General features: G+C 71.1%; 16 protein-coding genes. 7 read left to right on the forward strand and 9 right to left on the reverse strand.

Going from position 1 to position 23,631, the window contains the following annotated elements; all coding sequences use genetic code 11:
- Window positions 1–41: 41 nt before the first annotated feature.
- A complete protein-coding gene (locus DDV73_RS13515; RefSeq protein WP_109507773.1) occupies window positions 42–449 on the reverse strand; it encodes a hypothetical protein in 408 nt (135 codons plus the stop codon).
- Between the two features lie 63 nt (window positions 450–512).
- On the opposite strand from DDV73_RS13515, the gene DDV73_RS13520 reads away from it, so the two are divergent.
- Window positions 513–1,553, forward strand: a complete 1,041-nt coding sequence (locus tag DDV73_RS13520) for an alpha/beta hydrolase (protein WP_109507774.1) — start codon at window positions 513–515, stop codon at window positions 1,551–1,553.
- Window positions 1,554–1,884: 331 nt separating this feature from the next.
- Window positions 1,885–2,316, forward strand: coding sequence for a hypothetical protein (locus tag DDV73_RS13525; protein WP_154402759.1), 432 nt, complete (start codon window positions 1,885–1,887; stop codon window positions 2,314–2,316).
- Between the two features lie 95 nt (window positions 2,317–2,411).
- Here DDV73_RS13525 and DDV73_RS13530 read toward each other — a convergent pair whose 3' ends face one another.
- The gene (locus DDV73_RS13530) at window positions 2,412–3,863 is read right to left on the reverse strand and encodes an AfsR/SARP family transcriptional regulator (protein WP_161962386.1); all 1,452 of its coding nucleotides are present in this window, start codon (window positions 3,861–3,863) and stop codon (window positions 2,412–2,414) included.
- 382 nt (window positions 3,864–4,245) lie between these two features.
- On the opposite strand from DDV73_RS13530, the gene DDV73_RS13535 reads away from it, so the two are divergent.
- The 3 genes from DDV73_RS13535 to DDV73_RS13545 all read left to right on the forward strand — a co-directional run bounded on the left by DDV73_RS13535 (window position 4,246) and on the right by DDV73_RS13545 (window position 13,316).
- On the forward strand, window positions 4,246–4,782 hold the full coding sequence (locus tag DDV73_RS13535) for a dihydrofolate reductase family protein (protein ID WP_109507777.1): 537 nt from the start codon (window positions 4,246–4,248) through the stop codon (window positions 4,780–4,782).
- 56 nt (window positions 4,783–4,838) lie between these two features.
- Window positions 4,839–7,622: an AfsR/SARP family transcriptional regulator gene (locus DDV73_RS13540; RefSeq protein ID WP_109507778.1), complete on the forward strand. Its 2,784-nt coding sequence runs from the start codon at window positions 4,839–4,841 to the stop codon at window positions 7,620–7,622.
- 168 nt (window positions 7,623–7,790) lie between these two features.
- Window positions 7,791–13,316, forward strand: a complete 5,526-nt coding sequence (locus tag DDV73_RS13545; protein WP_161962387.1) for a fibronectin type III domain-containing protein — start codon at window positions 7,791–7,793, stop codon at window positions 13,314–13,316.
- 1 nt (window position 13,317) lies between these two features.
- On the opposite strand, the gene DDV73_RS13550 is transcribed toward DDV73_RS13545, so the two are convergent.
- The 6 genes from DDV73_RS13550 to mshD are packed head-to-tail and all read right to left on the reverse strand — an operon-like array spanning window position 13,318 to window position 21,426.
- Window positions 13,318–14,478 carry a VWA domain-containing protein gene (locus DDV73_RS13550; RefSeq protein ID WP_109507780.1) on the reverse strand — a complete coding sequence of 387 codons (1,161 nt, stop codon included), beginning with the start codon at window positions 14,476–14,478 and terminating at the stop codon, window positions 13,318–13,320.
- Complete coding sequence (locus DDV73_RS13555) at window positions 14,475–16,685, reverse strand: DUF5682 family protein (protein ID WP_109507781.1); 2,211 nt, start codon at window positions 16,683–16,685, stop codon at window positions 14,475–14,477. The genes DDV73_RS13550 and DDV73_RS13555 overlap by 4 nt, the downstream gene beginning before the upstream one ends.
- Window positions 16,686–16,687: 2 nt before the next feature.
- Window positions 16,688–17,788 (reverse strand): ATP-binding protein, encoded by a 1,101-nt coding sequence (locus DDV73_RS13560; RefSeq protein WP_109507782.1) that lies wholly within the window; start codon window positions 17,786–17,788, stop codon window positions 16,688–16,690.
- On the reverse strand, window positions 17,785–19,236 hold the full coding sequence (locus DDV73_RS13565) for a DUF5691 domain-containing protein (RefSeq protein WP_109507783.1): 1,452 nt from the start codon (window positions 19,234–19,236) through the stop codon (window positions 17,785–17,787). Before DDV73_RS13565 ends, DDV73_RS13560 begins: the two co-directional genes overlap by 4 nt.
- Window positions 19,233–20,537 carry an SWIM zinc finger family protein gene (locus DDV73_RS13570; protein ID WP_109507784.1) on the reverse strand — a complete coding sequence of 435 codons (1,305 nt, stop codon included), beginning with the start codon at window positions 20,535–20,537 and terminating at the stop codon, window positions 19,233–19,235. The genes DDV73_RS13565 and DDV73_RS13570 overlap by 4 nt, the downstream gene beginning before the upstream one ends.
- A gap of 37 nt (window positions 20,538–20,574) precedes the next feature.
- Window positions 20,575–21,426: a mycothiol synthase gene (gene mshD, locus DDV73_RS13575; RefSeq protein WP_109507785.1), complete on the reverse strand. Its 852-nt coding sequence runs from the start codon at window positions 21,424–21,426 to the stop codon at window positions 20,575–20,577.
- A 378-nt stretch (window positions 21,427–21,804) separates the two neighbouring features.
- Here mshD and DDV73_RS13580 point away from each other — a divergent pair, with 378 nt between their 5' ends.
- The gene (locus DDV73_RS13580) at window positions 21,805–22,218 is read left to right on the forward strand and encodes a hypothetical protein (RefSeq protein ID WP_161962388.1); all 414 of its coding nucleotides are present in this window, start codon (window positions 21,805–21,807) and stop codon (window positions 22,216–22,218) included.
- A gap of 214 nt (window positions 22,219–22,432) precedes the next feature.
- On the opposite strand, the gene DDV73_RS13585 is transcribed toward DDV73_RS13580, so the two are convergent.
- A complete protein-coding gene (locus tag DDV73_RS13585) occupies window positions 22,433–23,161 on the reverse strand; it encodes a response regulator transcription factor (RefSeq protein WP_109507787.1) in 729 nt (242 codons plus the stop codon).
- Window positions 23,162–23,281: 120 nt separating this feature from the next.
- Between DDV73_RS13585 and DDV73_RS13590 the strand changes: the two genes are divergently transcribed.
- On the forward strand, window positions 23,282–23,533 hold the full coding sequence (locus DDV73_RS13590; protein WP_240617270.1) for a MoaD/ThiS family protein: 252 nt from the start codon (window positions 23,282–23,284) through the stop codon (window positions 23,531–23,533).
- Window positions 23,534–23,631: the final 98 nt, after the last annotated feature.

A 23,631-nucleotide genomic window follows, 5' to 3' on the forward strand; every position in this document is an offset into this window, starting at 1 on the left:
ACCGCTCCATGAACTCCGGGTGACGTGCGCGGCGGCGCGGCTCAGAACCCGCGGCTGCCGTCGGAGCCGCCGGGCGCACCGAGCTCGTCGAGGATGCCGTTCAGGGTCTGGTCGAGCTGGCCGATGGTGTGCTCGGCGACCTGCTCGGCGACGATCGGCCCGACCCGGTCGTCGGTGCCGACCGCGGCGCCGTACACGCCGATGCCGCCGAACCCCACGACGTACACGCCGTCGCGGTCCAGGCCGTCGGCCAGCCGGGCCAGGAAGGCGCGGGCCTGGGCGGGCTGGTCGGGACCGGGCGCCTCCTGGAGCGCGGCGGCCGGCAGGACGGCGACGTACACGTCGTCACGCCAGCCGTCGATCCGCTCCCGCAGGTTGTCGACGGGCGCGACGGCGAGCAGCACGCAGACCAGGGCGAGGGCCGCGGCGACGCGCAGGCGGGTAGGCACCCGAAACGTCTACCCCACGAACGGCCTCCGGAACCGCGGTTCCGGGCAGTTACTCTGCGGTACATGCCCACACTGCCTGACCTGTCCGGCGCCACCGTCCGCGCCAAGCGGTCCGCGCTGCTGGCCCTGCTCGCCCTGCCCGCTCCGGCACTGCGCCGCCTGGTCGGTCCGGCCGTCGTGATCGACGGTGACCCGGTCGACCTCGAGACCCAGCTGACCCTGTGGCTGGGCGAGAAGACCGGCGATGACCAGCTCGCCGAGTCCATCGACGCCGGGCGCCGGCAGCTGGTCGAGAGCGCCCGGATCGTCGGCGGCCGGCAGCCGATCGGGGCGACCCGCGACCTGGACGCCGGTGGCGTCCCGGCGCGGTTCTACGAGCCGCGCGCGGCCGCGCCCGTCGGGCCGCTGCTGGTCTACTTCCACGGCGGCGGCTTCATCCAGGGTGACCTGGAGAGCCACGACGCGCTGTGCCGGTTCCTCGCCGAGCGGGCGCGCACCCGGGTGCTCTCTGTCGACTACCGGCTGGCACCCGAGGCGCCCTTCCCGGCGGCGCCGGACGACTGCGCGGCGGCGTACCGCTGGGCGGTCGAGCACGCCGCCGAGCTCGGGGCCGACCCGGATCGGCTGGCGGTCGGAGGCGACTCCGCGGGCGGCAACCTGGCGGCCAACGTCGCCATCGTCGCGGCCCGGGAGGGGCTGCCGCTGAGGTTCCAGCTGCTGCTCTACCCGGTCACCAACGCGTACGCCGAGACTGCGAGCCGCAAGCTGTTCGGCGAGGGGTTCTTCCTGACCTCCGAGTTCATGGACTACGCGCTCGAGACCTACATCCCCAACAAGGCCGACTACGACGACCCGCGGGTCACCCTCCTCAATGCCGAGCTGCCCGCGGGCCTGGCGCCGGCCTGGGTTGCCACCGCCGGCTTCGACCCGCTGCGCGACGAGGGCGAGGAGTACGCCGAGCGGATGCGCGCCGCGGGCGCCCAGGTGGTGACCCGTCGCTTCGGAGGCCAGATCCACGGCTTCGCCAGCATCGTCGGCGCCGGCCGCTCCGGCCCGGCCGCGGCCGCCGAGGTCGCCGCCACGCTCCGCGCCGGACTCGCCTGACCCAGGTGTACTGACCGCACTGGTTGGTCAAGCGGCTGGTGGGTGCTGACTTGCCGATCGCGGTGTTGGGGCGGGTGCGACTCCTCACCCGCCCGGCACGCCACCGCCCACACCACGAACACCACCCACGCCGTCGTCGAGTCCGCCGAGCCGGGCGAGGACTGACGCTGGTGCAACCCCAACGTCCACCACGTCAAGGGTTGATTCCGGTTGTTGCCCTGACGCCACAGTTCGGTGGCCGCCGAACTATGGCTCTGCTTGGATCGTCGCGGCACTTTACTTCTCACAGAACGGGGCGACAATGAGGCGTACGGCGATTGCGGCGGCGTTGATGATCGGACTGGCGGCAATGGGGTGCGGCGAGGACGACGGGGGTGGTGACGGTGGTGGCGCTGGCGAGGGCAGTGGCTCGACCGATGCCCAGGCCTCGCCGGAGGACCTGCACCGGGAGTTTGCGACCCGGCTGGCAGAGGCCGACACCGACGGAGTCTGCGCGCTCTTCACCGAGGAGGGCCAGGCCGCGTATGCGCAGTCGGCCGGCGCCGAGAGCTGTTCGGGAGCCGTGGACGCCGAAGCGGCCGACAAGGCCGACGTTGCATTGGACTACGCCGACGCCTTCGACGAGGACTACCCCGAGGTGACCGACCAGTTCGCCGACTGGGGCGGTAACGCCTGCCGCCTCGGAGGCTTCAAGGCGAAGAAGACCGCCGACGGCTGGCTCCTGATCGACCACGAGCCTCAATACGGCACCTGCGGCGGCTGACCGCCGCGCTGGGTGAGGTCCGGCGACCGGGATGAGCCGACGTTCAGCTGCGGCAGCATGTGGGTCCATGCTGCGTTGAACGACTCGGGCTGGCCCTACGGTGTCTGACGGCCGTCACCGACCACGGCCATCTGGCGGCTGACGGCGCCGAAGTGCACCACCAAGCCGGGGAGCGGTCGCCGGCTGGTCACGATCACCGCGCTGCCGGCGGTGCCCGGGAGCAACGGCATCACCTGACGAGTGTCGGACGCATCGTCCAGGACGAGGAGCACCTGCTGACCCGCGAGCCGAGACCGCAGCTCGGCGGACTTCGCGTCAAGATCACCAGAGAGGAGGGTGGGCGCGGCGCCGCACAGGTTGAGCAGATGGTCCAGCACCTCGTCCGGGCTCCGCGGGCTCCGGCCGTCGCCGTGGAGTTCGACGAGCCACTGTCCGTCGGGAAACCTCGCCCGCATGCGGTGGGCGACCTGCACCGCCAGCGCGGTCTTGCCCACCCCGGACGGCCCCGAGAACACGGTGACGGTCGGGCCCGGCGACCGGCCGACCAGGGTGACGGCGTCCGCGACCGCGTCGGCACGCCCGATCAGCTGCGCGTGGCCGGTGTGGAGATCCCCGACTGCGGTCGCCTCAGCCCGGATCCACCTATGGCCGCCTACTGCGCGCCCCCATCCGGGCGCACTGGCTGCGTTTGCGTCGCTCGACGGGCCAACCGGCCCGCCTTCGCTCCGCCGCCTTGCCATCGCACCCGGCTGGTGACGCTCGCTACGGCGCCCATCGGTGGATCCGGGCTCATCCCGCGGGGACGCGCCGGTCAGGATCTGCCGGTGCAGCCGGCGCACGGCATCGCCCGGCGAGGCGCCGGCCTCACGGGCGTGCCGACTGAGCTCGGCGTACGCCGCCAGCGCGTCGGCCGGCCGGTCACTCCGCCAGAGCGCGATCATCAGGTGCTCCCAGAGCTGCTGCCGAAGCGGGTGCTGGGCCGTCAGCGCGGTCAGCTGCGGGAGCAGCGCGTGGTGCTGGCCGAGGTCGAGCCTGGTACCGCACAGCTCCTCGACCGCCCGCAGCCGCTCATCGAGGAGCGCCGAGGCGTGCTCGCGCACCCGTGCCTCCGGCGCGAGGTCGCTGAACGGCTCGCCGTCCCACAGCGCGAGCGCCTGGTCGAGCAGCGCCGCCCGCCGCTCCGGATCTCTGGCGTCACGGGCCGCGACGACCAGCATGCGGAAGGCCGCGAGATCGAGCTGGTCCTCGACCAACGTGATCCGGTATCCGTCCGGTGTCGTGTGGATCATGTCGCCGCCGGCGCCGAAGGCACGGCGGAGTCGGGAGACGTTGACGTGGAGGGCCCGACGCGGGTCTGCTGGCCGCACGTTGCCCCAGACCTGGTCGATGAGGTACGACGCTGTGACGGACTGGTTGGCATGCAGGAGGAGTACGGCCAGCAGGGCGCCGAGCTGGCGGGGGAGGGGGACGGCTCGACCGCCGACACGGGCCTCGACCGCGCCCAGGAGCCGATAGTGCAGGTCCGCCGTGCGCGCCACTTCAGTCATCGCGATCGTCCGGGAGGGCCCGCCGAATCGGTCAGCAGGCCCTCTTCCCGGGCGCGCAGCACCGCCCGGGTCTGATCCCGGACGCCGTGCTTGAGCGTCACAGGCCTCGTCGTGAGGTACATGACCAGAGCATAGATAGGCACGGACCCTCCGACGCATGCGGGACGTCACTAGCCCGAACCATGACTTCCGGCACGCTGCGCCGGCCTCACGTCTGCGTAGCGTCAGTGCCCGGTCGATTCCTGGGCTTCAGCCCACTTCAGCCCGTGAAGCGGATCTGAAAGTCGCGCTACCTACGGTTTGTTGAGGTCGCTCGCCGAGCGGCCTCTGAGGTGCGAGCTACCTGAGAGAACCACCCGCAGACAAGGAAAAGTCACCAACTATGGGCAAGATCGTCTCCAACTTCTTCATCTCCATCGACGGCGTCGTCGAGTCGCCCGACGAGTGGCACTTCCCCTACTTCGACGACGAGATGGGCGCAGTCATCGGCGCCGGCATGGAGACCAACAAGGCGTTCCTGATGGGCCGCAAGCTGTACGACGAGTGGGCGGCGTACTGGCCCACCAGCACCGACGAGCCGTTCGCGACGTTCTTCAACACCACCCCCAAGTACGTCGTCTCCGACTCCCTGACCGACCCCGAGTGGGCCAACACGACCGTGCTCCCCGGCGACGTCGAGGCGGTCCAGCAGCTGAAGAAGGAGACCGACGGCGACATCGTCGTCTCCGGCAGCGCCACCACCGTCCGCTGGCTGCTGGCCAACGGACTGCTCGACGAGCTCAAGCTCCTCGTGCACCCCATCGCCGTGGGCCAGGGGCAGCGCCTGTTCGCGGACGGGGCGACCCACAAGCTCGAGCTCGTCGACAGCTCTACCCTGTCCAGCGGCGTCCTCAATCTCACCTACCGGCCGGCCTCATGATGTCGGTCTGCGTCAGCGCCCACGCTTGTTGACGGGGCTGGTGCAAGACTCTCGTCGTGACGGCTGGTGAGCGGGTGATCGAGGTTCGGGTGCTCGGCCCGTTCCAGGTGCTGGTGGGCGGGCGCGACGTGGCCCCGACGGCCGGCCGCCTGCGCACCTTGACCGCTGTGCTCGCCATGTCGGCAGGCGAGGTGGTGACGACCGCGCGGCTGGCCGGGGAGCTGTGGGGTGACGACTTGCCCTCCGACGCCGGTCGTAGCCTGCGCACCTACGTCACCAGGTTGCGGGCTGCGCTCGGTGCGGACGCGATCAGCACGGAGGCTGGCGGCTACCGGTTGGAGTGTGCGCCTGACCAGGTCGATGCCTTGCAGCTGCTGGCTCTTGCCGCGGCGCGCGCGACGGCACCAGATCCACGCCGGCGGCTGGTCGAAGCCATTGCGCTGTGGCGGGGTGAGCCGTTCGATGGGGTCGCTGGGCGCCTGTTGTTCGAGATCGAAGCACCGAAGCTCATTCAGGCCTACCTCTCGGTCGTGGAGCAGCGTGTCGACCTCGACCTGGCCGACGGCCGGGACGATGCCCTCGATCGACAGCTGCCCGAGCTCGCTGCGCTCGCCGAACGCCATCCCACACGCGAGTCGTTGTGGACGCGGCTGATCCAAGTTCTCAGCCGCTTGGGCCGCGCGGACGAGGCGAGGGAGTACTTCGCGCTGATCCAAGGGACCCTGGCCGACGGGCTGGGCGCCGATCCCGGCCCGGCGCTGAGCCGGGCCGTGGCCGAGCTGTCCACCCAACCGGCCACCCGGACCATCGTGGTGCCTCGGCAGCTGCCGGCAGTACCGGCGGTGTTCACCGGCCGCCAGGGCGAGCTCGATGCTCTCGACGGGCTTCTGAAGGAGCATGAGGCGAGCGTCGGCGGGATGCTGGTGGCGGCACTGCACGGCTCGGGCGGGACCGGCAAGACCACCCTGGCTGTGCGCTGGGCCCACGAGGTCGCCAAGCGGTTCGAGGACGGCCAGCTGTTCTTGAACCTGCGCGGCTATGGACCGGGGCTCCCGGTGGAGCCGGCCGAAGCGCTGGACACGTTGTTGCGCGGACTCGGCGTACCCGGGGACGCGATCCCGCCGGGCATCGACGCGCGCGGCGCTCTGCTACGGACGACGCTCGCCACTCGGCGGGTGCTGATCGTCCTGGACAACGCCCGCTCGGCCGACCAGGTCCGGCCACTGCTGCCGGGGCCGGGCGTCGTGGTACTGGTAACCAGCCGGACCCAGCTCCGGGGCCTGGCTGCCCGCGACGGTGCGCGCCGGATCCAAGTGGCCCGGCTGCTGCCGACCGAGTCGCGGACCATGCTCGGCAAACTGCTCACCAGCCAGGGGACGGCGTACGACGAGGCCGATCTGGTCCAGCTCGCCGAGGCGTGTGCGCACCTGCCGCTGGCGCTGGCGATTGCCGCCGAGCGTGCGGGTCGCTACCCGGGGATCCCGGTTGCGGAGAGCATCGCGCGGCTCCAGGATGCGCAGGACCGGCTGGGCGCGTTCGACAGCGGAGACGACGACACCGCGAGCCTGCGTGCGGTGTTCGCGATGTCGTACGACGCCCTCGATCCGAGCGCCGCCCGGATGTTCCGGCTGCTCGGTGTGCATCCCGGCGGCGACGTGAGCGCCGCAGCCGCGGCCGCGCTTGCCTGCGTACCGCTGCCGACCGCGGTCCGGCTGCTCGACGTACTCTGCGACGTGAACATGGTCGACCAGCGGCCGGGCGGCAGGTACGAACAGCACGACCTGCTCCGCGAGTACGCCGGTGAGCTGGCCAGCGACGCCGAACGGGATGAGGCGACCGACCGGCTGGCCGGCTGGTACATCCACAGTGCGCTCAACGCCCGCCTGGTCCTGGATCGCCGGCCGGCACTCGCGGATTTCGGCCCGGTTGCGAACAGCGTCTCGCCGATGACCTTCGCGAACGAGGCAGCCGTGCTGGCCTGGTACGACGCAGAGTTCAGGTCGCTGGTCGCGATGGCCGAGTCCTCCCTGGCCGCAGGCCGGGGCCTGACGGCGGTGCGGATCGTGCACACCCTCAACGTCTACCTGGTCACGCGCTGGTACGTCGACGAGGCTGTCGAGCTGCAGACGATGGCCCTGAGGGCTGCCCAGGCCGCGGGCGATGTGCTGGCGGAGGCTGTGTCGTGCCAGCAGATCGGTGGCACCTGCTACCAGCGTGGCCAGTACGCCGAGGCCGAGGCGTGGATCGAGCGTGCGCTCACACTGTTCGGCGACATCGGTGACGAAGCCGGCCGCTGTGTCTCGCAGGCGGCACTCGGGCTGGCCCAGCAGATGTCTCGGAAGATCGATGCGTCGATCTCGACCCTCGAAGAGGCGTTCCGCACCGCCGACGCGCTCGGGCTGGGCGCGGTTGCGGCCAACGCCAGAAACAATCTCGCCTGGGCATACATCGACCTTGGTCGCGCGCAGGAGGCGACGGCGGCGGCGTCGCTCTCGGTGGCCCACTACCGGGCATCTGGCGAGCGCCGTGGAGAGGGCATCGCGCTCGACACCCTGGGCCATGTCCTGGCCCGGCAAGGCCGACACGCCGATGCCGTGGCCCAGCTCGAGGTGTCGGTCGAGATCCATCGTGAGCTGGGCCGGCCGTGGACCGAGGCAGCGGCCCTCAAGCGGCTCGGCGACTCGTGGGCCGCCCTCGGGCAGGCTGCCGCCGCTCGCGAAAGCTGGCTGCGGGCGCTGAAGATCCTCGACGAGATCGGGGCGGCCGACACCTTCGAGCTGTCCCGGAGCGAGCTGGTCGAGCGTCTGGACGTGCCCGCTTCACCACGCTTCACCGGATGAAGCAGAAATGTAGGCGTCGGCCGCCAGAGTGGTGTTCTCGCGGACGTCCGGGTCGGCCGCTAGCCGATGGTGACCGGGGGCCTCGCGCCTCCACGACTAGCTGGAGGACCCGTGCTCGGACGGCGAATGGCGGCCCGAGGCCGCGGACACATCCCGAGTACGCGCGGTGTGAAGGACTGGATCGGGGCGTTCGTTGCGCTCGCGGTGCTGGCCGCCCTGCTGCAAGCGGTCCAGGTGGCTACCGCTGCGCCGGCGCGCGCCGACGATCCGAGCTGCAAGCCCTATATCGTCCTGGGCTCGCGCGGGTCCGGCCAGAAGATGGACAACCCACCGAGTGGTCTCGGCAACGAGGTGAACGACTTCACCGAGAAGCTGAAGGCCAAGCTGCCCGCCGACAGTGTGGAGGTCTGGGCCAACCCGTACCCGGCCATGAACGCGGTCGTGGGGGGCATCGGCGATCTCGCGACCTGGATCGACCTGCTGCTGAACCAGAACCAGAACCTCTCGGTCGGGATAGCCACCTACACGAGGTCGGTGGCGTCCGGCATCGCGGTGCTCAAGGACCAGATCGAGCACGAGATCGAGCGATGCAGCCAGTCGAAGCTGATCCTGGCCGGCTACAGCCAGGGAGCACAGGTCTCGGCCGACGTCTACGAGCTGCTGTCGCCCGAACAGCGCGGCCACGTGCTGGGCATGGCCATGTGGGGCGACCCGCGCTTCAACGGCGCGTCGAAGGCCGTCCGCGGCGACTTCAACCCCAAGCGCGGCGGCATGCTCAACTTCCTCTACAGCAAGCGCCCCGAGTTTCCTGACCATCAGAAGGTCGCGTCGTACTGCCATGACGGCGACCCGATCTGTCAGGGCATCCGGACCGTGTTCCGGATGAGCCAGCACCTGAACTACCACACCGTGGGCGATGCGGCGAGCACGATCACCTACACCCAGCGGGCCGCGACGTTCATCGCGGCACTCGCGAACCGGCCCGGGGAGCCGGGCGCGCCGATCGCCGAGATCACCCCGCCCGACCCCAACGACTTGGTCCCGAACACGGCGTTCGCGCTGTCCGCAGCGCAGTCGCTGGACGCCGACGGCGTACCCGACAGCTACGCCTGGGACTACGGGAACGGCTTCGTGGGGACGATGACGCTGCCGTTCATCATCCTCACGCTGCCCGCAGGCGACCACACCGTCACGCTCCGGGTGACCTCCAACAGCGGCCAGGTGGCGACCGACTCGATCACGCTGCACATCTCGCCGCCAGGTGCCTTCACCGGCCCGCCCGGATCGGCGACCGACGTGGTGTCGACCCCCGCGGCCGACGGTCAGTCCGCCGTGCTCACCTGGCAGCCGCCGGCGTCCGGTCCGCCGGTCGAGGGATACACCGTCAGCTCCAGCGACGGGTTCCCGCTCTACGTCTCGCGCTCTCCCGACGCCCGGACGCTCCGACTGCCCGCGGACAGCCTGCCGGTGAACGTCGTCGTCACCGCTTACAACCGCATTGGCGATGCACCGCCGACCACGCCGGTGACCATGCGGGCCGCGGACTGGTCCGCCAGCAGCGATCTGAACAAGCTGTGGCGGGAGTACGGCGACGCCGGCGGGCACTGGACCGGCGGCGACCGCACCGCGTCGATCCAGCTGCCGGACGGGCGGGTCGCCTGGCTGTTCTCCGACACCTTCCTGGGCGCTGTGAACGCCGACCACTCCCGGCCGGCGAGCTCGCCGATGGTCAACAACACGCTGGTCGTGCAGGGCGCCGACGGGCGGCTCGGGCAGACGCTGCACGGCGGCACCACCGCGGCGCCGAAGGCGAAGGTCGCCGTGGACGGATCGAGCCTGCAGTACTGGGTCGGCGACGGCCTGGTCGCCGGCGATGAGCTGCAGGTGCTCTACAACACCTACGAGAAGACCGGCGAGGGCGGCCTGGACGTGCGGATGACCGGCACCTCGCTGGTCACGTTCAGCCTGCCGGGGCTCGCCGTCACCAACATCCGCGCGCTGCCGCTGGGCGACACCATCGCCTGGGGCTCCGCGGTACTCAACGACGACGACTACACCTACGTCTACGGCAGCAGCGACCCCGGCGACGGGACCCGGTTCGCACACGTGGCTCGAATGCCGCACGGCGCGCTCGGCGGCGGCTGGCAGTTCTTCACCGGGTCGGGCTGGTCGAGCTCGGAGGCGGACGCGGGCCGGCTGTTCAGGGGAGTGGGCACCGCCTTCTCGGTGGTCGAGGTGGGCGGCAAGTACGCCCTGGTCACCGCCGACACCAACCTCACGTTCAGTCCCGCGTACGTCGGGTACACCGCGGACTCGCCGACGGGGCCGTTCACCGGCCCGGTCCACCTCTTCGAGGCTCCGCAGGAGTACCCCGGCAAGCCGGTGATCACTTACGACGCGCACGTGCACTCCGCGTTCGGCAGCGGCGGCAACCTGGTCGTGTCGTACAACGTCAACAGCCTGAACGACAAGGACAACTACGCCGATGCCCGCATCTACCGGCCGCGTTTCGTCAAGGTCGCCTGGCCGCGCCCGACACCGGACCCGGGCGGCCTGCCGGCGGCGCCGACCGGGCTGACCGCGTCGGCGACCGATGACGGCCTGGTCAAGGTGCGGTGGGACCCGGTCCCCGGCACCGGCATCAAGTACCGGCTCTACCAGCGCGACGTGACCGCAGGGCAGACCATGTTCTCGCGGTACGCCGGCGGCACGACCGCGACGTCGATGGATCTGTCGCTCCTCAAGGACGACCACACCTACGAGTTCAAGGTGACCGCCGAGAACGCGGTCGGCGAGGGGCCGTTCTCGAACACCGCAAGCCTCACTTTGACGCTGCGCCCGCCGCCGGCGCCCGCGAACCTCACCGCGACCGCCACGGGCAAGGGCGAGATCGTCCTCGACTGGACCGCGACCTCGCAGAACGTCCTCTACACCGTCTACAAGCGCGACATCACGGCGGGCGAAACGGCGTTCACGAACTCCTGGTTCCCCGACCCATGGCAGACGACCCACACGGTCAAGTCGCTGCTGCACGGCCACGAGTACGAGTTCAAGGTGACGGCCAAGCACGGCGGCGGCGAGAGCGACCCGTCGAACCTGGCGCGCGCCACCGCGGTCTACGACAAGCCACCGGCGCCGACCAGCCTCACGGCGACCGCTCAGGACGACGGGACCATCAAGCTCGACTGGACCGCGCCGCCCGGCGAGCCGGTCTGGTACCTGATCTACCAGCGCGACGTCACCGAGAACCCCGATGCCGAGTTCACGCAGTGGGCCTATCCGTCCACAGGAGCGACCACGGCGACGGCCGGCTACCTCGCCCACAACCACCGGTACGAGTTCAAGGTGACCGCCACCAGCCAGGGCGGCGAGGGCCCCGCGTCCAATGTCGCCTCGGCGGTGTCGACGTACCCCCGGCCCGGCGCGCCGACGGGGCTCACGGCGGTCGCCGGGGACGGCAAGGTCGACCTTGAGTGGACCGCGCCGCCGGGACCGGACGTCTGGTACTGGGTGTACTACCGCAACGTCGACCGCGGGGCGACCGACTTCACCCGGAGCGCGTACCCCATCACGAACGGTCCGCGCGTGTCGATGGGATGGCTCACGAACGGCGACACCTACGAGTTCAAGGTGACCGCGACCAACCAGGCAGGTGAAGGCCCGGACAGCAACACGGTCAGCGCACGGCCGCTCCCCCCGAAGCCCGGCAAGGTCACCGGCCTGACGGCCACGCCCAGGAACGACGGCACCATCAAGCTGGACTGGGCGAACCCAGGGGGCAGCAACTACTACTGGGTCTACTCGCGCGATGTCACGGACGGCGAGGGCTTCAAGCGGTGGACCTACCCGGCGACCACCACCGAGGCGGTTGCCGGCCTTCTTGAGCACAACCACGTCTACGAGTTCAAGGTCGAGGCCACGAACCTGGCCGGCGACGGGCCGGCCTCGGACGTGGTGCGAGCCACCTCCAGCTACGCCCTCCCCGGGGCGCCGACGAACCTCGCGGGCACCTCGGCCGGAGACGGCTCGATCGCCCTGACCTGGGATCCGCCCGCCGCGGACTGCTGCTACTACTGGATCTACTGGCGTAACGTGACGGCCGGCGAAGGGTTCCAGAAGACGGCGTACCCGGCCTCGAAGCCGGAGCACACGTTCACCTCGCTCCGGCACGGGGATGTCTACGAGTTCAAGGTGTCGGCCACCAACCAGGCCGGCGAGGGCCCGACCTCGGGCACCATCCGGGTGACGTCGTACGGCGGCCTGCCGGCGCCGCCGTCCGGCCTGACCGCGACCGCCGGTGACGGCCGGGTGACGTTGGGCTGGAATGCGAGCCCCACGCCGAATGTCTACTACTGGATCTACTACCGCGCCGCGGGCGAGGGCTGGCAGCGTACTCAGTATCCGACCGACAAGCTCTCGTTCACCGCGACCTTCCTCACCAATGGAATCACCTACGAGTACTTCGTCACCGCCACGAACGCGTCCGGTGACAGCGGGCGCAGCAACATCGCCTCGGCCCGGCCGATGCCGCCGTTACCCGCACCACCGTCGGGCCTGACGGCGACGCCCGGGGACGGGAAGGTCACCCTGCGCTGGAACGCCAGCCCGACCGGCAGCGTCTACTACTGGATCGAGATGCGGGACGTCACGGCCGGTGAGAACTGGCACCGGCTGAAGTACCCGACCGACAAGACTTCGCACACCGTGGAGTACCTGGTCAACGGTCACACCTACTCGTTCCGGGTGCGCGCCACCAACATGTCGGGCGACAGCGCGCCATCGAACGTCGCGTCCGCGCGACCGTTGCCGCCGTTCCCGCAGGCGCCGACCAACCTGCATTTCTCGCTCTGGGGCAACGGTGAGCTGTGGTTCGCCTGGAATCCGAGTGCGACGGCCAACGTCTACTACTGGATCGAGATGCGGGACGTGACCGCCGGCGAGGGTTGGCGCCGGATGCCGTACCCGACCCCGAACACGCGGTTCGAGGCCAAGTACCTGACCAACGGGCACTATTACGAGTTCCGCGTGCGGGCCACGAATGCGGCCGGCGACAGCGCCCCGTCCAACGTCATCCAAGGCCGGCCCATGCCTCCGCGGCCGCAGGCGCCTACCGCGCTCCGTGCGGACTCCGGACGCGACTGGATCAAGCTCTACTTTGACGCCAGCTCAACGCCGTACGTCCACCACTACCGGGTGTACGGAAGGGACGCCACGGCCGGCCACGGCTTCTCTCTCCTGACGACCGGAGGATGCTGCTGGTCGTACTGGCCGGGTCGGACTCCAGGCCATGCTTACGAGTTCTACGTGGTCGCGGTCGACTACGTCGGCCAGTGGTCTGACCAGTCGTACAAGTACACGATGCGGACCGAGGCCGTGCCGTTGCAGCAGAACGAGACCAACTGGTGGGGCGCGAACATCTACTACAGCAGGGAGGGCACTACGCGGTTCATCCAGGACGCGGAGATGATCTCGGACCACTGGGGGTTGTGTGCCTCCCTCGTCGGGCGCTTGGGCGTCCCCGGTCGGATGGCCGGGGCAGCCTGTTCGGTGGGCTCGGCGCAGTTCGAGACCTTCGCCCGCCAGGCTCGCGAATTTCAAGTGGACGGCGACTGCGTAAGGTACACCCTCTTCCTCTACAACTCGTGGAGCTCGTGGGTCAGCAGGGAGGCGCACCGCTCGCGGAACTGCTTCTAGTTCACCCGTCGGTGTGGCTGGTCACGATGTCATTGTCGGCCGCCCAGCTCGCGATGTCGCGGCGCTCGATCGCGGCGGCCATCAGGTCGGGGAACTTGTCCGGCGTACACGCGAAGGCGGGTACGCCGATCCCGGCGAGGGCGGCGGCGTGCGCCGCGTCGAACGACGGCCGGCCGGAGTCGCTGAGCGCCAGCAGCGCGATCATCGTGGCTCCGGAGTCGACGATCGCCGAGGCCCGGCGCAGCATCTCCTCGGCGATGCCGCCTTCGTAGAGGTCGCTGATCAGCACCACGATGGTGTCGTTGGGCTGCTGGATCAGGCCCTGGCAGTACGCGAGAGCGCGGTTGATGTCGGTGCCGCCGCCGAGCTGCACGCCGAACAACACGTCCACCGGGTCGTCGATCTCGTCGGTCAGGTCGACCACCTCGGTGTCGAAGACGACCAGGGAGGTGGCAAGCGACCGGAGCGAGGCCAGCACCGCTCCGAACACGCTGGAGTAGACGACCGACTCGGCCATCGAGCCCGACTGGTCGATGCAGAGGACGACATGGCGCTCGACCCGGGTCGTCCTCCGGGCGTAGCCGACCAGCCGCTCGGGGACGATCGTGCGGTACTCCGGCTGGTAGTGCTTGAGGTTCGCCGCGATCGTGCGCTGCCAGTCGACGTCTCGAAGCCGCGGTCGGCGAGTGCGCGCCGCCCGGTCGAGGGCGCCGCTGACCGCCTGCACGGTCTGCGACCGGAGCCGCTCCTCCAGCTCGTCGGTGACGGTGCGGACCACGGCCCGGGCGGTCGCTCGCGAGTGCTCGGGGATCACACCGTTCAGGCCGACCAGCGTGGACACCAGGTTGATGTCGGGTTGCACGGCCTCCATCAGCTCGGGTTCGAGCAGCAGCTGGGTGAGGCCGAGCCGGTCCATCGCGTCGGCCTGCATCACCTGCACGACCGACGAGGGGAAGTAGCCGCGGATGTCTCCGAGCCAACGGGCGACGCGCGGCGCCGAGGCACCGAGCCCGCCGCGGCGGTCTCCGTCGTACAGCTCGGTCAGCGCGCGGTCGCGGGTGGCGTCGTCGGCGGTGAGGCTGACCGCGTCCCCGAAGCCGTCTGCGTCGTCGCCACCAAGGGCGAGCCGCCAGCGGGTGAGCCGATCGCGCTCCTCGGTCATCGGGCCGCCTCCAGTCCGAGCAGTCGTCCGACCGTCGCGACCGCCGGCATCGCGCGGTCGAGATCGAAGTGATCGGTGGTGGCCGGAGACGCGGCAGCCCGGCCGATGTCGCGCACCTTGCTGCCGATCTGACGGCGCTCCGCGGCCTCGAACCGCGAGAACGTACGCCGCAGCAGCGGCAGCAGGTCCTCGAAGGTCGTCTCGCCGATCTCGCTGACCCAGCCGTCGACGATGCCGAGCAGGTCCTCGTCGTGAAGCAGGAGCAGCGCGTCGCCGGCCAGGAATCCGTCGAGCCAGGCCGCCGCTGCCCCTGCGTCGGCGGCGGTCGACAGCCGGCGGCTGAGCCGCGCCGCCGCCTCCTCGCGGGGCAGGGCGCCGGCATCGAGCAGCAGCCGGTTGACCCGGCCCGAGACCGAGCCGTGGATGGCCGGGTCGCCGGCCACGCCGACCAGTGCCTGCCGCCAGGGCGCCGAAAGCTGCTCGCGGTCCAGCAGGGACACGCCTCGCTGGCCGCTCTCGATGGCGGCGCGGATGTCTGCCGCGGCGTCGTCGTCGAGCGCGCTGCAGGCCGCCCGGAGGCCGACGGCCGCCCGCGTGAGGACCGTGTCGAGGACGGCGCCGACCTGCGAGACGTCCACGCCGCGGACGTCGCCGTACCGGCAGGTCTGCGCCAGTGGCTCGACGGTCTGCAGCAGCGCCAAGGTGTCGTGATGCCGGGCCGTCCGCTCGGCGAGTGCGGCGACGACGGCACTCAGTGCTCCGGGCAGGTCGGCGACCAGGCACTTCGAGATCAGCCGACCGAGCTCCGCGAGGTCCTCGGCGTCACCGGCCAGCTCCTCGGTCCTGGCCTCGGCGGCGGCCGCCACCGTGTTGCCGTGGACGTTTGCCTCGATCAGCGCGACCGCGAGCTCGGGCCGCCACTCGAGCTCCCAGGCCTCCTTGAAGGTGCCCGTCGACCGGCCCGGATCGACCTGCTCACCCCAGTCGATGCCGAGGAGCCCCAGCCGGTGCAGCAGGACCGACCGCCCGAGCTGTGCCTCCTTGCGCAGGTCGAGGGTCACGGTGGTGGCAGCGGCGGACGGCTTGAGCCGCAGCGAGCGCTGCTGGCGGGCGAGGTCGGCCGCGAGAGGGACCATCGGCGTCGACTCGGGCACGCTGCCGAGCTCGGTGCCGATCACCAGCGTCCGCTCGATCAGGGCCAGCGGCAGCTCGGAGCCCTCGGTGAGTACGGCGCGGGTCGCGTCGCCGAGCTCGGTCAGCCCGACCGACGGCCGGCCGCGGACCGCGGCGAGTGCCTCGGCCAGCCGGGTCGCCTCCACGACCGACGCCGGCGAGGCGTCGATCTGCTCGGCACGAAGCGCGTGCGCGACCTTCACCAGCCAGGCCGGGACCACGTCGTCGTCGGGAGTCACGAACAGGTGGTGGTACCAGCCCGGCGAGGTAACGCCGGCGCCGTACCCGCTGGCGAAGGCCAGCCGGCTCGATGTCCAGGGCGCCCAGGTGGCCGCGACCTTCGTCTTCGGCAGACCAGTGAGCAGGCGGTTGTCGTGGGCGGCCGTCGGGAACGTGTCCGGCTCCAGAGCCGGTGCATGGTAGGCGCCGCAGACGAAGGCGATCCGCTCGCGGCCGGCCCGGATGCCGGCCCGGATCGCCTTGCGCATCGCGGCCTCACGGCGCGCGTTCTCGGGATCCTCGGCCTCGTCGGCGCGCACCTCCGCGATCGCCGCCCGGAGCGAGGCGAACCGCTCCAGGGTGCTGGTACGCCGATGCTCGATGGCGTCCTCCCACCACCTCTCGGAGTCGTCGTACCCGGCGGCGCGGGCGAGCTCGCTCAGCGGGTCCGGGCGGCGCGCCGAGGGCGTGCTGTCGGCGTCGTCCTCGGGCGCCAGGGTGACTGCCGCCGGCAGGTCGGCGAAGTGGACCTCCACCTCGCGCTCGACCGCCCAGCGCATCGCCACCCATTCCGGAGAGAACGCCGCGAGCGGGTAGAACGACGACCGCCGCGGGGAGTCGACGGCGTACACCAGCCCGGCGACCGGCGGCACCAGGTCGGGCGCGCCGGCCAGCGGCAGCAGCGCGTCGAGCTCGGGCGCACCCTCGATCAGCACGAGGTCGGGTCTCAGCTCCTCGAGCGCGGCGACGACCGACCGGGCCGAGCCCGGGCCGTGGTGGCGGACGCCGAGGATCTCGACGCTGGACGTAGACACGGTCAGCCGAGCTCGCGGCAGGCTCGGTACAGGTCGGTCCAGTCGGTCCGGTCCTTGACCACTGTCTCGAGGTACTCCTGCCACACGATGCGGTCCTGCACCGGGTCCTTGACGATGGCGCCGACCAGGCCGGCGGCGACATCGTCTGCGCGGACCACGCCGTCGCCGAAGTGCGCGGCGAGCGCGACACCGTTGGTCATCACCGAGATCGCCTCGGCCGTCGAGAGCGTCGCCGACGGCGACTTGATCGTCGTCCGCTGATCCGCGGTGAGCCCGGAGCGGAGCTCCCGGAAGATCGTCACCACCCGCTCGATCTCCGACAGCGACTCCAGGTCGGCGGGCAGCTGCAGCGACGCGCCGAGCGCGGACACCCGGGTCCGGACGATCTCGACCTCCTGGTCGAGCGTGTCCGGGAGCGGCAGCACCAGCGTGTTGAAGCGCCGTTTGAGCGCGGAGGACAGGTCGTTGACGCCCTTGTCCCGGTTGTTGGCGGTGGCGATCACGTTGAACCCCGGTCGTGCCTGGACCTCATCATCGAGCTCGGGGATCGGGAGGTGCTTCTCGGACAGGATCGTGATCAGGGAGTCCTGCACGTCCGCCGGGATCCGGGTCAGCTCCTCGATCCGGACCAGCCTGCCCGTCTCCATCGCCCGCATCACCGGGCTCGGCACCAGTGCGTCCCGGCTCGGACCCTCGGCAAGCAGGCGGGCGTAGTTCCAGCCATAGCGCAGCGCCTCCTCCGGAGTGCCGGCCGTGCCCTGGACGACGCGGGTCGAGGAGCCACTGACGGCGGCCGCGAGGTGTTCGCTCACCCAGGTCTTCGCCGTCCCTGGGACGCCGAGCAACAGCAGGGCGCGGTCGGTGGCGAGCGAGGCCACGGCCACTTCCATCAGCCGCCGGGAGCCGACGTACTTCGGGGTGATCTCGGTGCCGTCCGGCAGCGTGCCGCCGAGCAGGTACGTCGTGACCGCCCACGGCGACAGCCGCCACTGCGGTGGTCGCGGTCGGTCGTCCGCCGCCGCCAGGGCGGTGAGCTCGGCGGCGTACTGGTCCTCGGCGTGGGCTCGCAGGACGGTGCTGGTCGGCGGGCTGGTCGTGGTCATCTGAAGGCCTCCGTGATCGAGCGCTTGAGGGAACGGAACTTGAGCAGGGACGCGGCCGGGCGAGGGATGCCGTTCGGTCGCTGCCGCCACTGCTCGAGCCGGGCGAGTGCGTCCGGGTGCAGCCCGGCGGCGAGCTCGTCGAAGAGATGTCGGAAGGCCATGTCCGCCTGGTCGTCGTCGGCGAGCCGGTCGACGACAGCGACACTGAACCGCGAGCCCCAGGGCTGCGGTACGGCGGTGAGCACGATGCCGAGCTGCCGCAGCCCACGCCCCGTGGACAGCTGCGCCCGAGCGAGCCGCTCGCGTTCCGGCTGCGGCAGCAGCGCGAGCAGTTGGCCGTCCCAGCTGCGCTCGAGCAGCGCCTTCGCCCAGGTGTCGTCGCGGCGGGCGAGTACGGCGCGATGAAGGCCGCGGAGCACCTCGGCGTCCGTGATCCTGGAGACGACGGCGGAGGGACCGCCACGGCTGAGCTCGGCCCAGACCTCGAGCGGGGCGCCGGCGACGATCTGCTCCAGCCACCAGCCACGCTTGCTCCGGCCGCCGGGCGGCCTGCCCAGGCCGTCCCGGACTCCGGTGGCGTCCGGCTCTCCGGGCAGGCCGATCTCCAGGTCTCGCTTCAGCAGGCCAGTTGCCTGGATCAGGGGGCGCAGCCGGGCGGCCATGCGCTCGGCGCGCGCCGACTCGGGAAGGCCGTCGAGAAGGGCGGCCGCCAGCTCGCGCACCGACGCGGCCCGGTCGTCGAGGGCCTGTTCCAGCAGCTCCTCGTCGTCCGGGCTGAGTCCGATCCGCACCGTCTCGAGCTGGGCCTTCCGGTGTCCCGCGCCGTCGACCGACCAGGTGGACCGGATGAGGTCACGGGCCGCGGCCGGGTCATCGGTCCGGAGCCGGGTCAGCCTGCCTACCCTCGCGTCGAGAGGGAGCACACGCCAGTCGTCGTCGGCCACCGCGGGGCCACTCGTGGTGAGCCAGTCCCACTCGGCGTTCAGCGAGCCCAGCCACCGACCGCGCTCCCCGGCCACGCCGGCGGCGACCGCTCGCATGCTCTGCTCGACCGTCGCCAGCTCGAGCAGCTGGGGAAGCAGCCGGTGCGGTGCTCGCCTGTCGGCCACCGCGGCCTCGCGGCACCAGTGGCCGACCAGGAGCAGGCGCTGCCTCCCGCCTGCGGCCATCTGGGTCAGGAGCAGCTCGAGCAGCGACCCGGCGGCAGGGGGAGCCTCCGGCTGATTCTCCTCGGGTGCGGGCTCGGTCGGGCCTCGCTCGGTGGCCGCCCGGACGCCCGACCGGCGGATCGCGGCACCGAGAGCGGCGGCGTCGAGCAGTGCCTCCTCGGCGCGGGCGTCGACCCTCGGGAGGATCCCGAAGTCGGGCAGCGGCGGAGGCGGGCGCCGGTTGGTGCCGACCAGGGCGGCGGTTCGCAGGCCTGTCCACCAGGTGTCGATCGAGCTCACAGCGCCACCAGCTCCTTGGCGCCGACGAACGAGAGGATGCGGAGCCGTCCGCGCTCCAGCTCACCGAAGACGTCGACCGGACGGCCGCCGGAGGTCGCCAGCAGGTCCCAGACGGCGGTGTCCGCGGACAGGCTGACCGAGCCGCCCGTACCGTCCACGACGTACGACGGAGAGCCAGGGGTGACCCAGACGCTGTCCAGGATGACCGGCACGCGACCGGCCCACGGGTTCGCCGCCCGGGCCTCGGCCGCGCGCGCCCACGCGTCGTCGACTGTCCCGCCGGCCGGCAGCCCGCGCCGGGTGTCGATCGCGACCGGATCGCTGGCGAACAGCGCCCGGCGGACCGTCGTACCCGGGTATCGCGCCATCGTCGCCTGCAGCACCGCGCCCACGACCTGCGGTACGGCGAGCGCCTGGCCGGTGGCGGCGAAGTCGAGCACCTGGACGATCTCGTGAGTCGTCTCGCCCCAGAGCCAGGTGCGCTGCTGCTGGAGGCGGCCGTTGTCGCTGCGATGGGCTCCGAGGACCAGCCACGTGTCGTCGACGGCGTCGCCGCTGCGGATCTCGTCGGTGGCGAACGACCAGCCGAGGTAGGCCCGCAGGTCCCCGACCTCGTCGGCCGAGAGGCGGTCGCGCGCGGTCCATGCCCGGGTTGCGGTCCACCAGCGCCCGACCGTGGCCAGGAGGTGGTCGGCCCAGTCATCGCGGGCGATGACGTCAGAGGACATCGCCCGGACCTGCTCGGCCAGACCGGGCAGCTGGGCATCGACCAGGCGGGCGGCGGTGCCGTCCCACCAGGAGCAGGGCTGGTGCCGCGCCGCCGCTGTCCCGCCACGGACCAGGTCGCCGAGCCAGGTCGAGAAGTCCACGATCCCGGCGTCCATCAGCGACAGCCGTTCCTCGCGCCGCTTGGCCTGCGCCGCCGGGTCCGGAGGAGCCTTGGTTCGCGCCGCCGCGCGGGCCGCCGTACCGGCCCGCTGCTCTGCCCAGGCCTGGGCGAAGTCGGCGGCCGTCTCCACCGACGCGACCGTGCCGGCGCCGTCGACCCAGAGCATGATAAGGGCCAAGGCGTGCTTGCACGGGAACTTGCGGCTGGGGCAGGAGCACTTGAAAGCCGGACCGGCCAGGTCGACGGTGACCTGGTACGGCTTGCTGCCCGAGCCTTGGCACTTGCCCCACACCAGCTGGTCGGTGCTCCCGGTGTCCGACCAGGGACCCGGCGAGGCGAGCCGGCGCGCAGCGGCGAGCGACGACGGGTCGGGGGCCACCTTGGCCACCTGCTCTGCGGTCCACCTGGTCATGACCCGCACATCATGACCGAGGGCACCGACACGTGTCTCAGGGATCAGTCGGGCGCCGATACTGCACATGGGTGTCGGCGGGGGCGTGGCCGAAGCCGAGGCCGGAGTAGACCGCGATCGCGGGGGCGTTGTCGGACTCGACGTACAGGATCACTTCGGGTACGCCGCGACCGGCGAGGTGGTGGAGCCCGGCCGAGGTCAGCGCCTTGCCGAGTCCCTGGCCCTGCGCGGCCGGGTCGATCCCGACGACGTACACCTCGCCGGTGCCGTCCGGGTGGACCTTGGTCCAGTGGAAGCCGAGCAGGCCTTCCGGGCCATCGGCCACGAACAGCCCGGCCGGGTCGAACCACGGCTCGGCCATCCGGGCCGCGAGGTTGGCGGTGTCCATCGCACCCTGCTCGGGGTGCGCGGCGAACGCGGCGGCGTTGACCCGCAGCAGCTCGGCGTCGTCCTCGGGCCGGTAGGTCCGGATCCGCGGATCGGCGGACGCCGGGTCCAGGGCCACCGTCGCGGGCCGCCGCATCACCCACAGCTCGCGGGCCCGCCGGAAGCCGTGCCGCTCGGCCAGCCGGGCCGCGGCCGGGTGGTCGCCGTGCGACCAGGCGGTGCTGGCCTCGGCCGCTGCGGCCGCCGCGAGCGCCGTACCGAACCCACAGCGCCGGGCCGTCGGCGCGACCGCTAGATCCAGCCCGCCGTCGTGCAGTACGGCGAACCCGGAGTCGCCGGCCAGCCAGATCCGGGACGTCTCCAGACCCTCGTCACGGAGCCGCATCGAGGCCGCTTCATCGAGCGGATCCTGCCCGTCGGCGTCCGCGCTGGCGGAGCGGATGCGTTCGACGGCGTCGCGCGCCGCTGAGTCCCATGTCCGGATTTCGACCAGGTCGACCATAGTCGTCAGCCTAGTGAGCACACTGGTCTGCAAGTTGATGCAGTTGCACGGACTTGCGAGTGCGAAGGTGTCGACAGGTGGTGCCGAAGCCTGCAATGGTGCTTGTCACCCACACAATCCGGACATCACAGGCGTGCGGGTAGATCTCACGCAGATCACACACAGACCGGCCTCCCCAAGTGCCGTGGCGGAAACCTGGGAGCCCCGGGGTCGCGGATCCCCCGTGCCCGCGAGACCGGGAAGTTGACGGGCTGGGCAAGTCGCCCAGCCGTTGCCGCCACGAGTCGGGCGCCCGGCCAGCAGAACTGGCCGGGCGTCCGTCCAATTTGTGGCATGAGTACCGTGACCCTGTCTGAACTGCTGCGCAACCTCAACGAGGTGATCGATCGCCTCGACGAGGGTGACGTCGTTCTGACCCGCCGTGGCGGCGAGGCCCTACGGCTGTCGAAGGAACGCAGTGCGTCGCAGGAGCACGAGATGGTGGGTGCTCTCGCGCAGCTGATCGGGGCCATCGTGATGGACGAAGCGGTCGCGGGGCGTCTCGCGGAGACCCTCCAGGAGCCCTTCCCTTGGATCGAGTTCCTCGACGGCCCGGCCAGGACGCAGTTCGTCGGCGACTTCCTACGGACGGCTCGTGCATGTGCATCGGTCGGCCGGTTCGAACGCCTCGGTATCGAGGTGGCCAACTGGCGAGAGACCGCGGTTGCCTATTCGCTCGGCCTCCATGACCGACGCGATCAGCTCGACTACCTGCCTGAAGGTGCCGAGGTCGAAGACCCCCGCGCCTCGTGACCGGCGGCAAGCCCCGGCTGGAAGGACGGCCTAGCCACGTATCGCAACACGATCGTGGAGGTGTGGGACGGCTCAGTATGGAACCGGCTCGTGAGGACGGCAGTCGGGGGCCGCGGGCCCTCCGGGAAGGCAAAAGCCGCCTGATTCGGCGAATCCCGGACCCTCACGCTGTATTTGCCTACTCGACGGGCCCGGTCGGCGCAATGCCGCGAGCTCAGGCGTCGGTGCGTTCCTCGTTCCGCTCGTCGGCGCGCTCCTTCTCCTTGGAAGGCAGGACGAAGCGGTAGCCGACGTTGCGGACGGTGCCGATCAGGGTCTCGTTCTCGGGGCCGAGCTTGGCGCGGAGCCGCCGGACGTGGACATCGACGGTGCGGGTGCCGCCGAAGTAGTCGTAGCCCCAGACCTCCTGCAGCAGCTGCTGGCGGCTGAACACCCGGCCGGGGTGCTGGGCCAGGAACTTCAGCAGCTCGAACTCTTTGAAGGTCAGGTCGAGATGGCGGCCACCCAGCTTGGCGGTGTACGTCGCGTCGTCGACCACGACCTCGCCGGAGCGGATCACGTGCGACTCGGGGTCGTCGGCCTCGCGCTGCGCGGCGAGCCGGCCGATCGCGAGCTTGATCCTGGCCTCAAGCTCGGCCGGGCCGCAGGTGTGGAGTACGACGTCGTCCATGCCCCAGTCGGCGGCGACCACCGCGAGGCCGCCTTCGGTGACCACCAGCAGCACCGGGATGTCGGAGCCCGTGGTCCGGATCAGCCGGCACAGGTCGCGGGCGTGGGCCAGCTCCTGGCGGCCGTCGACCAGTAGCAGGTCGGAGTCCGGCGCTTCGAGCAGCGCGCTGCCCTCAGCGGGCAGGATCTTCACCGAGTGGCCGAGCAGCGCCAGGCCCGGCAGCACCTCCGCCGAGGGCTGGAGCGCGCTGGTCAGCAGCAGCAATGCGCTCATCGGCAACTCCTCCTGGCGGGTGCTCGGCACAAACGCGATTAGTGGAGAATATCGGAGATGGGCGCTCACCAGACCTCGTCACCGGGCGACGAGACAGATGTCATAACGCGATCCATACGCGTGCGCTACTGGGCCTCGGCCCGGGCGGCGGCCGGTGTGGAGGCCGATCTGCTGCCCGCTTCCGGCCCGTTGACGCTCACCGAGGTGCTTCGCGAGGCCCTCGCTCTCCACCCCGGGACCCGGCTCGGCGACGTACTCGCGATCTGCTCGGTGCTGGTCGGCGATCGGCCGGTGACCGCCGAGGACCCCGGAGCCGTGCTCGTGCCCCCCGGGTCGACGGTCGAGTTCCTGCCGCCCTTCGCCGGCGGCTAGTCCCAATGCCGTCAACTTAAGATGTCGTGGCTGGTGTCACGGCGGCGCGCCGGTGTTGATGTCGATTCTGATCGTGGTGTGGTGGCTGGGGCCGCGTA

This window comes from Nocardioides speluncae, from assembly GCF_003121585.1.
Lineage (GTDB): Bacteria > Actinomycetota > Actinomycetes > Propionibacteriales > Nocardioidaceae > Nocardioides > Nocardioides speluncae.